Consider the following 11,198-nt stretch of genomic DNA (forward strand, 5'->3'; position numbering starts at 1 on the left):
CCGGGCCCCGGCGCCACGGCGGCGCCGGGGCCCGCGCGCTCAGAGCCCCAGGTGCTCCAGCCACGCGACGGCCGCGACGCCCTGGGCGCGCTGGAACGGTCGCAGGCGGGGGATGGTCGGGATCGCGGGCTGCCGCGCGGAGTGCAGGAAGTACCCGGCGATCCCCGCGACGACGGCACGCAGGTCCGTGGGGTGCACGTCCTGGCCGAGCGGGTGCGCGGCGAACGTCGCGGCCGCCCAGGCGCCCCCGCGCGCGCGTCGAGCCGGGTCGGCGCTCACCGTGACGGGCTCGCACACGTCCCGGACGCCCTGCATGACGACGCTCGGCAGGAGCATCGCCAGGTCGAGCCACGCCGCGCCGCGCGACGCGTACGGCCAGTCCACGAGGTAGACCTTCTCCGGGGTCAGCAGCACGTTGTCGGCGCGCAGGTCGCCGTGCACGAACGACTCGCCCTCGCACGCGACGAGCGCGCCGCGCTCGGCCTCCGCGAGCGCGTCGAGGTGCGCCGCCGCCCAGGGCACGAGCGCGGCCAGGCCGGGGTCCGGGTCGGCCCGCAGGGCGCGCCAGCCCGTGGCCATGCCGGCGAAGTCCGGGCCGGTGGGCGGCAGGCGCATGGCCCGTGCCCCGGGCACGGACGCGACCCGGACGAGCGCGGCGAGCACGCGGTCGAGCTCGTGCGGGTCCCACGGCGTGCCGGGCGAGCGCCCGTCGACCGCCTCGTACGCGAGCGCGACCCAGTCGCCGTCGCCGTGCCCCCAGGCGAAGCGTGGTGCGGGGACGGCGCGCGGCAGCCGCGTCGCGACCTTCGCCTCGGCGCGGTGCAGGTCGGCGGCCACGGGCTCGTCGGCGGTCCGGGCCGCCTTGACGAAGAGGCGGCTGCCGTCGTCGAGCGTGAGGACGGACGCGAGGCCCGGGCTGAACCCGGCCGGGACCGAGCGCTCGTGCACGACCCTGCCCCCGGCGACGGCCTCCAGCTCGTCGCGCAGCGCGAGCGGCAGGTCGGCCCAGAGCAGGCGTCGGCCGCCGGAGGCGACCGGGACGTCCCCGGTGGTCTCGACGGCGGGCGGCGCGACGTCCTCGGGCATCGAGAGGCCACTTCCCCTGTCGGTGGCTGGCGGTCCCGCCCGCGGCACGTTCCCGTCCCGCGGCGACGTGTGGCGCGCGACGGCGGTCCTGCGACCGGGCGAGCGCCCGGCGACGGCCGGGCGTAGATGTCCCACAACCTAGCGCTTTCCACCGGGATGTCCAGCGCCGCCCACTCCTCGGACCGCGAGCGTCGCCCCGCGGTTCGTAGACTGGGTGACCGTGACCCCTGCTCCCGGCCCCGTGACCGGCGTCGGCCCCGGTGCGCCCGGCGGGCCGACCCCCGTCCCCGTGACGGCCTACCTCGACCACGCCGCCACGACGCCGCTGTCCCCGGCGGCGCGCGACGCGTTCGTCGACGAGCTGACCCGTACGGGCAACCCGTCGTCGCTGCACGCCGCGGGCCGGGCCGCGCGGCGCACGGTCGAGGAGGCGCGCGAGTCGGTGGCGGCCGCGCTCGGCGCCCGCCCGAGCGAGGTCGTCTTCACGGCAGGCGGCACCGAGGCCGACAACCTCGCGGTCAAGGGCCTGTTCTGGGGCCGCCGGACCACCGACCCGCGCCGTCGGCGCATCGTGGTGTCCGCCGTCGAGCACCACGCGGTGCTCGACCCCGCGTTCTGGATGGCGGAGCACGCGGGCGCCGAGATCGTCCTGCTGCCCGTGGACGCCGAGGGGCGCGTGGACCTCGACGCCCTGCGGGCCGAGATCGCGGAGCACGCCGACGAGATCGCCCTGATCTCCGTCATGTGGGCGAACAACGAGGTGGGGACGCTGCAGCCCGTGCCGGAGGTCGTGCAGCTCGCGCGCCCGCACGGCATCCCGGTGCACTCCGACGCCGTGCAGGCCGTCGGGCAGGTGCCCGTCGACTTCGCCGCGAGCGGGCTCGACGCGATGACGGTGTCGGGCCACAAGGTCGGCGGGCCCGTCGGGGTCGGCGCGCTCCTCGCGCGGCGCGACGCCCCGCTCACGCCCGTGCTGCACGGCGGGGGCCAGGAGCGCGGGGTGCGCTCCGGGACGCTCGACGCCCCCGCGATCCGCGCGTTCGGCGTCGCGGTCACCGAGGCGGTCGCGCACCGGGCCGAGCGGGCCGCGCACCTCGCCGCGCTGCGCGACGAGCTCGTCGCGGGCGTGCGCGAGCGCGTCCCGGACGCGGTGCTCAGCGGACCCGAGCCCGGCGCGCACGACGACGTCGTCCGGCTTCCCGGCAACGCGCACTTCACCTTCCCCGGTGCCGAGGGCGACTCCCTGCTCTACCTGCTCGACTCCGCGGGCGTGCAGGCCTCGACCGGCTCGGCGTGCCAGGCCGGCGTGCCGCAGCCGTCGCACGTCCTGCTCGCGATGGGCGTGCCCGAGGCCGACGCGCGGGGCGCGCTCCGCTTCTCGCTCGGAGTCACGTCCACGCGCGACGACGTCGCGCGCCTCCTCGACGCCCTGCCCCGGGCCGTCGAGCGCGCCCGGGCCGCGGGCCTCGCGTCGAGCCCGGCGCGCAGCCGCACGGGCGGTGCCGCGTGAGGGTCCTCGCCGCCATGTCGGGCGGCGTCGACTCGGCCGTCGCCGCGGCGCTCGCGGTCGAGGCCGGGCACGAGGTGGTCGGCGTGCACATGGCGCTCTCGCGCGACCGCGACCAGTTCCGCACCGGCTCGCGCGGGTGCTGCTCGATCGAGGACGCGGGCGACGCGCGGCGCGCCGCCGACGCGCTGGGCATCCCGTACTACGTGTGGGACCTCTCCGAGCGGTTCGAGGACACGGTGGTCGCCGACTTCCTCGCCGAGTACGAGGCCGGGCGCACGCCCAACCCGTGCGTGCGCTGCAACGAGCACATCAAGTTCGAGGCGCTGCTCGACAAGGCGACGGCGCTCGGATTCGACGCCGTCGCGACGGGCCACTACGCGCGCGTCGAGACGCGCGAGGTCCCCGACGCGTCCGCCCCCGGCGGGACGCGCACGGTCCACGAGCTGCACCGCTCTCCGAACACGGCGAAGGACCAGTCCTACGTCCTCGCGGTCATGGGTCCCGAGCGGCTCGCGCGGGCGGTCTTCCCGCTCGGCGGCTTCGCGTCCAAGGACGAGGTCCGCGCCGAGGCGGCGCGGCGCGGCCTGTCGGTCTCCGCGAAGCCGGACTCCTACGACATCTGCTTCGTCGCCGACGGCGACACCCAGGGCTTCCTGCGCGCGCGCCTGGGCGCGCGGCCGGGGGAGGTCGTCGACGCGGACGGCGTGGTGCTCGGCGAGCACGACGGCGCCTACGCGTACACGGTCGGCCAGCGCAAGGGTCTCGGCATCGACCGACCCGCGCCCGACGGCCGCCCCCGGTACGTGCTCGACGTCCAGCCCGCGAGCAACCGGGTGGTCGTCGGCCCGGCCGAGCTGCTCAGCGTCGACCGGATCGAGGCGGGGTCTGCCGTCTGGTTCGACGACGCGTGCCCGCCCGCGGGCGAGCCGGCCGACGTCGAGGTGCAGGTCCGGGCGCACGGCGCGCCCGTCCCCGCGCGCGTGCGCAGCGTCCCCGGCGGGTCGATCGAGGTCGAGCTCACGGGCACGCCGCTGCGGGGTGTCGCGGCCGGGCAGTCGCTCGTCGTCTACGCCGGGACGCGCGTGCTCGGGCAGGGCACGGTCGACCGGGCGTACCGGGCCGGCCGTGCTGCGTTCGGCCCCGGTGCGCCGGGCGCACGGGGCGCTCAGCCCACGCCGACGGCCGCCGGGTGAGCGAGCGCCCGCACGAGCGCCGACTCGTCGCGCACGCACCAGTGCTCGGCCGCGCGCCCCTCGGCGAACCGCAGCACGTGCATCTCGCGCACGCGGAACCGGCGGCCCGTCGGCGCGACGCCCCGGAAGTAGCCGGTGTGCCGGGCGCTGAGCTCGACGTGCAGCGCCACGAGGTCGCCCTCCGCGACCGCGTGCAGCACCTCGACGCGCTGGTCCTCGAACGCGTCCGCGTACCAGTGCATGGTCGCGACGAGGCCCTCGTCGCCTCCGTCGCCGCCCGGTGCGGCGTCGTGGTTGCGGAAGCCCGGCGCGAGCAGCGCCGCGACGGCGTCGGCGTGGTTGCCCGGGATCGCGTGCGTGTGCACGGCGACGGCGGCGGCCTTGTTCTCGTGCGTGCCCATGGCGGGGTCCTTCCGCAGGACGGCCGTGCGGCCCCCGGACCCCGGTGGGGTCGCGGCACGGCTCGGTGTTCCGGTGTGCTCCTGGAGAGAGGTGGACGGCACGTGGTTCGTGACGAGGTGCGCGGGCTCCCGCGCGAGGCGACGCGCGGGGGTGCGGCATGACCGCGGTGAGCGGGCTCGGGCCGTGGCCCGGCGACGAGGGCACGGACGTCCTCGAGGCCCAGCTCACGGTGCTCGGCGACCTCGCCGACGTGCCGACGGGCGTGCAGGGCGTGCCGTTCCTCGTCCAGCTGCCGGGCCGCGGGCCCGGTGCCGACGCGACGGGCCGCACGACGGCGCTCCTGCCGGGGCTGCCCGTCGAGCTCGGCCCGCACGGCTGGAAGCTCGCCGACCACGGCGGCGCCGACCTGCGGCGGGCGGAGGCGTACCTGCGCGAGGACGTGGAGGCGCTCGCCATCGCGGGCGCCGGGTACGCGGGGCCGCTCGCCGTGACGGTCACCGGTCCGTGGACGCTCGCCGCGGAGGTCTACCTGGCGCGCGGCGACCGCGTCCTGTCCGACCGCGGCGCGGTGCACGACGTCGTCGAGGCGCTCGCCGCGGGCGTGGCCGAGCACGTCGCGCAGGTGCGCCGCCAGGTCCCGGGCGCGGACGTCGTCGTGCAGGTGGACGAGCCGCTGCTCGCGCAGGTGGGGGCGGGCGTGCTGCCCACGTTCTCGGGGTACTCGCGCCTGCGCGCGGTCCCGGGCCCGGACCTCGTGGACGGGCTGCGCCCGGTGCTCGACGCCGCGCGCGCCGCGTCCGCGTCGACGGTCGTCCACGTGGGCCCCGCCTGGGTGGGCGTCGCGCCCGTCGTCCTCGCGGGCGCCGACGCGGTCGGCCTGACGCTCGGCGCGTGGGACGAGCGGTCGTGGGAGACGGTCGCGCGCGCGGTCGAGCGCGGCGTGCGCCTCTGGGCCGCGCTGCCGCCCGCGAAGGTCTCGCAGTGCGCCGGGCCGGCGCTCGGTGAGCTCGCCGACCTCGTCAGCGTGCCGTGGCGCCGCATCGGGCTCGAGCCGTCCGCGCTCGACGACGTGACGCTCCTCGGCGCGCCGCGGCCTGGCGGCGGCCCCGGTCGTGGGGTCGCCGGCACGCCCGACGAGCACCGCGCGCTGCTCGCGAACCTCGGTCGCGTCGCCGACGTGCTGGCCGAGCGCGCCCACGCCTGAGCGTCGCCCGGACACGCCCTGAGCGCTTTCCGCGCACGGCTCCGGGTGCGTACGCTTGACCTCGCGCGACGGTCACGACGGCGACGTGCGGACGGCCGTCCCGCGGCCTCCGGACGGCGCGGGAACGACCGGGCGCAGACCCTCGTCCCCCCACCGCGAAGGATCTCCATGCCCGTCCTGCGAGCCGTGCTGTTCGACCTCGACGGCGTGCTCACGCCGACCGCCGAGCTCCACATGCGCGCCTGGGAACGGCTGTTCGCGCCCTACTGCGTCGCGCACGGCCTGGCCCCGTACACCGCCGCGGACTACTTCGCGTCGATCGACGGGAAGCCCCGCTACGACGGCGTCGCGACGTTCCTCGCGTCGCGGGGCGTCACGCTGCCGCGCGGCGAGGTGACGGACGCGCCGGGGGAGTCCACGGTGTGCGCGCTCGGCAACCGCAAGGACGAGATCGTCAACCGCATGTTCGCCGAGGAGGGCATCGCGCCCTACCCGGGCTCGGTCCGGTTCCTCGATGCCGTGACGGCGGCGGGTGCCGCGGTCGCCGTCGTGTCGTCGTCGCGCAACACGCCCGCCGTCCTCGCGGCGGCCGGGCTCACGCACCGGTTCGCCGTCGTCGTGGACGGGAACGTCGCGGCGCGCGAGCACGTCGCCGGCAAGCCCGCACCGGACACGTACCTGTACGCGGCCCACCTGCTCGACGTGCCCGCCGCGGAGGCCGTCGTGGTGGAGGACGCGATCTCGGGCGTGCAGGCCGGCGCGGCCGGCGGGTTCGGGCTCGTGCTCGGCGTCGACCGCGGCGTGGGCGCGGACGCGCTGCGCGCGCACGGGGCCGACGTCGTCGTGGCCGACCTCGGCGACCTCGACGCGACGGTCCTCGACCGCCCGCGCGCCGCGACCGCCGACGCCGCCCTCCCCGCCGAGACCACCCGTGCCGACGAGGAGGCGGGCGCGTGATCCGCCGCACCGCCGACGAGCGCAGCACCGTCGACCGCCTGCGCTTCCCGGCCGAGCCGTGGCGGCTCGTCGAGTCGCAGTTCTCCGCGGAGGACCTCGGCGTGACCGAGACGCTGTTCGCCGTCGCGAACGGCTACCTCGGCATGCGCGGCAACGTCGAGGAGGGCCGCGAGTCCCACTCGCACGGCACGTTCATCAACGGCTTCCACGAGACGTGGCCCATCCGGCACGCGGAGGAGGCGTACGGCTTCGCGCGCGTCGGGCAGACGATCGTCAACGTCCCGGACGCCAAGGTCATCCGCCTCTACGTGGACGACGAGCCGCTCCTGCTGCCCGTCGCGGACCTCATCGACTACGAGCGCTCGCTCGACCTGCGCGACGGCGTCCTGCGGCGCGAGCTGCTGTGGCGCACGCCGTCGGGCAAGCGCGTGCAGATCCGCTCGCAGCGCATGGTGTCGTTCGTCGAGCGCCACCTCGCCGTCATGACGTTCGAGGTCACGCTCCTCGACGCCGCCGCGCCCGTCGCGATCTCGTCCCAGATCCTCAACCGCCAGGACGGTCAGGACGAGTACCACGTGCGGTCCGCGTCGCTCGGGGAGGGCTTCGACCCGCGCAAGACGAACCAGTTCACGGGGCGCGTCCTGCAGCCGCAGACGCAGTTCGGCGACGACGACCGCCTCGTGCTCTCCTACCGCTGCACCAACTCCGGCATGACGCTCGCCGTCGCGGCCGAGCACGTGCTCGAGACCGAGAACGAGTGGGACGTGCGCACGCTCGCCGACGAGGACCTGGCGAAGCACGTGTTCCGCGTGCAGGCCGAGCCGGGACGGCCGATCCGGCTGACCAAGCTCGTCGCGTACCACACGTCGCGCGGCGTGCCGCCGCGCGAGCTCGTCGACCGCTGCCGGCGCACGCTCGACCGTGCGCGCGAGTCCGGCGTCGAGGCCCAGCTCGCGCTCCAGCGCGAGTGGCTCGACGACTTCTGGGCCCGCTCCGACGTCGAGATCCCCGGCCAGCCGGGCATCCAGCAGGCCGTCCGCTGGAACCTGTTCCAGCTCGCGCAGGCGACCGCACGGGCCGAGGGCAACGGCGTCCCCGCGAAGGGGCTCACCGGCTCCGGGTACAGCGGGCACTACTTCTGGGACACCGAGATCTACGTCCTGCCGTTCCTCACCTACACGAGCCCGCGGTACGCGCGCAACGCGCTGCGCTTCCGCTACCAGATGCTCGACGCCGCCCGCCGCCGCGCCGCGGAGCTGTCGCAGAAGGGCGCGCTCTTCCCCTGGCGCACGATCAACGGCGAGGAGGCGTCCGCCTACTACGCGGCCGGGACCGCGCAGTACCACATCGACGCCGACGTCAGCTACGCGCTCGTGCAGTACGTGCGCGCGACCGGCGACGAGGACTTCCTGCGCCGCGAGGCCGCGGACATCCTCGTCGAGACCGCGCGCATGTGGGAGGACCTCGGCTTCTGGCGCGCCAACGGCGACGACAACTTCCACATCCATGGCGTCACCGGGCCGGACGAGTACACGACGGTCGTCAACGACAACCTCTTCACGAACGTCATGGCCCGCTTCAACCTGCGGGCCGCGGCGTACGTCGTCGAGCGCATGAAGGCCGACCACCCCGAGGACTACGCGCGCCTCGTGGACCGGCTCTCGCTGGGTGCGTACGAGGCCGCGGAGTGGGTCCGCGCCGCCGACCACATGTCGATCCCGTACGCCGAGAGCATCGGGATCCACCCGCAGGACTCGCACTTCCTCGAGCGCGAGATCTGGGACCTCGCGCACACGCCCGAGGACAAGCGCCCCCTCCTGCTGCACTACCACCCGCTCGTCATCTACCGCTACCAGGTGCTCAAGCAGGCGGACGTCGTGCTCGCGCTGTTCCTCCAGGGGCAGCACTTCAGCCCCGAGGAGAAGCTCGCCGACTTCGAGTACTACGACCCGTTGACCACGGGCGACTCGACGCTGTCCGGCGTCGTGCAGTCGATCGTCGCGGCGGAGGTCGGGTACCACGAGCTCGCGCTCGACTACTTCGTGTCGTCGATCTACGTCGACCTCGCGAACCTCCACGCCAACGCCGCCGACGGCGTGCACGTCGCGTCCGCGGGCGGCACGTGGTCCGCGCTCGCGTACGGGTTCGGCGGCATGCGCGACTCCGAGGGCGACCTCACGTTCGACCCGCGCCTGCCCCAGGAGTGGGAGTCGCTCACGTTCCGCGTGCAGTGGCGCGGCTCGCGGCTGCGCGTCACCGTGCTGCCCGACGCGATCGAGCTCGACGCCGAGACCGGCGACGGCGCGCAGGTCGTCGTGCGCGGCGAGCAGGTGAAGGTCGTCCCGGGCGAGGTCGCGCGCGTCGCGCTCGACGGCCAGGGCCCCGTGAGGCCGGGCCGTCCGAGCCTGCGCGCGCTCTCCGGCAACCGCCGCGAGGACGGCACCCTCATCACCGCGACGGTGCCCCACTCCTGAGGGCCGCCCGCACCTCGCCGACCAGGTCGTCCTGGCGCGTCCGGCCTCGCCGACGCGCCAGGACCACCTGCTCGGCCCGGCAGGAGCGCCGGGTCAGCCGAGGCGCTCGGCGAGGAAGCGGTAGTGCACCGCGGCCATGTGCGCGGCCTGGGCGTTGTTCGCGGCGCCGCCGTGGCCGCCCTCGATGTTCTCGTAGTACGTGACGTCCTTGCCCTCGCCGAGCATCTTCGCGGCGAGCTTGCGCGCGTGGCCCGGGTGGACGCGGTCGTCCTTCGTCGACGTCGTGAACAGCACGGGCGGGTAGTCGCGCTCGGCGTCGAACAGGTGGTACGGCGAGAACGTGCGGATGAACTCCCACTGCTCGGGGTCGTCCGGGTCGCCGTACTCCGCCGCCCACGACGCCCCGGCGAGGAGCTTCGTGTAGCGGCGCATGTCGAGCAGCGGCACGCCGACGATCACGGCGCCGAACAGCTCGGGGTACTGCGTGAGCATGTTGCCGGCGAGCAGGCCGCCGTTGGAGCGGCCCTCCATCCCGAGGTGCCCGGGCGTGGTGATCCCGCGGGCGACGAGGTCGCGCGCGACGGCGGCGAAGTCCTCGTAGGCGCGGTGGCGGTTCGCCTTGAGCGCGGCCTGGTGCCACGCGGGACCGTACTCGCCGCCGCCGCGGATGTTGGCGACGACGTAGACGCCGCCCTGCGCGAGCCACGCGCGGCCGAGCGCGCCGGAGTACGCGGGCGTGAGCGAGATCTCGAAGCCGCCGTACCCGTACAGCAGCGTGGGCGCGGTGCCGGCGCCGGTTCCCGTGCCGCCGTCGCCCGCCCCCGCGACGAGGTCCGCGCGGCCCACGACGAAGTACGGCACGCGCGTGCCGTCGTCGGACGTGGCGAAGTGCTGCGCGACGGTCATGCCGTCGGCGTCGAAGAACGCGGGGTTGGACTTGACGACCTCGGGCGCGCCCGCGTCGCCGGGGTGCTCGCCGAGCGCCAGGAGCGAGAGCCTCGTCGGCGTGAGGTAGTCGGTCGTGACGAGCCAGAGGTCGTCGGTGTCGACGGGGTCGACCGCCCCGACGGCGACCGTGCCCAGCGCGGGCAGGCCCGGGATCTCCGAGCGCACCCACGGCGCGTCCGCGGTCTCCTGCCCGACGGCGGCCCTGGCGTCCCCGGGAGCGGCGGCGTCGGGCGGCGTCAGCACGTGCAACCGGTTCTTCACGTCGTCGAGCACGTTGACGACGAGGTGGTGGCGCGTCCACGTGGCGCCGGCGAGCGACGTCGTCGCGGTGGGCTCGAAGAGCACGGTGAAGCCGCGGTCGCCCGCGAGGAAGTCGTCGAACCGGGCCGCGAGGAGCGACCCCGCGCGGTACGTGGCGCCCCCGACCGTCCAGTCGTCGCGCAGCTCGACGAGCAGCCACTCGCGCCGCACGCCGACCTCGGCGGAGTCGGGCACGTCGATCTTCGTCAGGCGCTGCTCGGGCGTGCCGGTGCGCTCGGCGAGGTAGAGCTCGTCGGAGTAGAACGCCTTGGAGCGGTGCACGAAGTCGCGCTCGAACCCGGGCGTGTGGGAGCGCCAGGCGGAGATGTACATGTCCTCGTCGGTGCCCTCGTAGACGGTCACCGCGGCGTCGAGCGGGGTGCCGCGCGTCCAGCGCTTGACCACGCGCGGGTATCCGGACGGCGTGAGCGTGCCCTCCCCGAAGTCGGTGAAGACGTAGACGGTGTCGGCGTCGATCCAGCCGAGCGAGCCCTTGGCCTCGGCGCGGTGGAAGCCGCCGTCCTCCGGCGCGACGAACCGCTTCTCCACGAGGTCGAACTCGCGCGTGACGTCGGCGTCGGAGCCGCCGGGGGAGAGCTCGACGAGCGCGTGCCGCCAGGGCTCGCCCGCGGCGAGCTGCTCCGGCGTCGGGCGCAGGACGCTCGCGCCGTGCCAGACCCACGACTCGCCCTCGGTCGCGGCGAGCGCGTCGAGGTCGAGCACGGTCTCCCACTCCGGGTCGTCGGTGCGGTAGGACTCGAGCGTCGTGCGCCGCCAGACGCCGCGCTCGTGCTGCGCGTCCCGCCAGAAGTTGTAGTACCGGTCGCCGATCTTCGAGACCTCGGGGATCTTGGCGTCGGAGTCGAGCACCTCGCGGATCGCGCGCTCGGTCGCGGCGAACTCGTCGGCGGTCTCGAGCGTGTCGGCGACCTCGGCGTTGCGGGCGCGGACCCAGGCCAGCGCCTCGTCGCCCTCGACGTCCTCGAGCCAGAGGTACGGGTCGTGGGGGGTGCCGTCCGGTCGGTCGGTCGCGGCGCGGCTCTCGGTCGCGGGCGAGGGGCGCGTCGTCTGCTCGGCGGTCATGGTCACCCACCCTACGGCGCGCGGGCGGTGGTGCGGAGGTC

The 11,198-nt window shown here is 75.6% G+C and carries 8 protein-coding genes; 5 read left to right on the forward strand and 3 right to left on the reverse strand.

Annotation, left to right across the window (positions count from 1 at the left end; all coding sequences use genetic code 11):
• Window positions 1-39 precede the first annotated feature (39 nt).
• Window positions 40-1,086 (reverse strand): aminoglycoside phosphotransferase family protein, encoded by a 1,047-nt coding sequence (locus AC3WT4_RS17585; RefSeq protein WP_400113054.1) that lies wholly within the window; start codon window positions 1,084-1,086, stop codon window positions 40-42.
• Between the two features lie 289 nt (window positions 1,087-1,375).
• On the opposite strand from AC3WT4_RS17585, the gene AC3WT4_RS17590 reads away from it, so the two are divergent.
• Both AC3WT4_RS17590 and mnmA read left to right on the forward strand, forming a co-directional pair.
• On the forward strand, window positions 1,376-2,596 hold the full coding sequence (locus tag AC3WT4_RS17590) for a cysteine desulfurase family protein (RefSeq protein WP_492316100.1): 1,221 nt from the start codon (window positions 1,376-1,378) through the stop codon (window positions 2,594-2,596).
• The gene (gene mnmA, locus AC3WT4_RS17595) at window positions 2,593-3,789 is read left to right on the forward strand and encodes a tRNA 2-thiouridine(34) synthase MnmA (protein ID WP_492316086.1); all 1,197 of its coding nucleotides are present in this window, start codon (window positions 2,593-2,595) and stop codon (window positions 3,787-3,789) included. Before AC3WT4_RS17590 ends, mnmA begins: the two co-directional genes overlap by 4 nt.
• Here the strand turns inward: mnmA and AC3WT4_RS17600 are convergent.
• Window positions 3,762-4,190: an ester cyclase gene (locus AC3WT4_RS17600; RefSeq protein ID WP_051028266.1), complete on the reverse strand. Its 429-nt coding sequence runs from the start codon at window positions 4,188-4,190 to the stop codon at window positions 3,762-3,764. The two genes, mnmA and AC3WT4_RS17600, sit on opposite strands and share 28 nt — an antisense overlap.
• 158 nt (window positions 4,191-4,348) lie before the next feature.
• Between AC3WT4_RS17600 and AC3WT4_RS17605 the strand changes: the two genes are divergently transcribed.
• The 3 genes from AC3WT4_RS17605 (at window position 4,349) to AC3WT4_RS17615 (ending at window position 8,826) form a co-directional block, all read left to right on the forward strand.
• Window positions 4,349-5,395: a uroporphyrinogen decarboxylase/cobalamine-independent methonine synthase family protein gene (locus tag AC3WT4_RS17605; protein ID WP_492316087.1), complete on the forward strand. Its 1,047-nt coding sequence runs from the start codon at window positions 4,349-4,351 to the stop codon at window positions 5,393-5,395.
• A 168-nt stretch (window positions 5,396-5,563) separates the two neighbouring features.
• On the forward strand, window positions 5,564-6,352 hold the full coding sequence (locus tag AC3WT4_RS17610; RefSeq protein WP_492316088.1) for an HAD family hydrolase: 789 nt from the start codon (window positions 5,564-5,566) through the stop codon (window positions 6,350-6,352).
• A complete protein-coding gene (locus tag AC3WT4_RS17615) occupies window positions 6,349-8,826 on the forward strand; it encodes a glycoside hydrolase family 65 protein (RefSeq protein ID WP_108049805.1) in 2,478 nt (825 codons plus the stop codon). Before AC3WT4_RS17610 ends, AC3WT4_RS17615 begins: the two co-directional genes overlap by 4 nt.
• 93 nt (window positions 8,827-8,919) lie before the next feature.
• Here AC3WT4_RS17615 and AC3WT4_RS17620 read toward each other — a convergent pair whose 3' ends face one another.
• The gene (locus tag AC3WT4_RS17620) at window positions 8,920-11,157 is read right to left on the reverse strand and encodes a prolyl oligopeptidase family serine peptidase (RefSeq protein WP_492316089.1); all 2,238 of its coding nucleotides are present in this window, start codon (window positions 11,155-11,157) and stop codon (window positions 8,920-8,922) included.
• Window positions 11,158-11,198 lie beyond the last annotated feature (41 nt).

The sequence above is a fragment of the Cellulosimicrobium sp. EB106-03-01-XG111 genome (assembly GCF_058792115.1).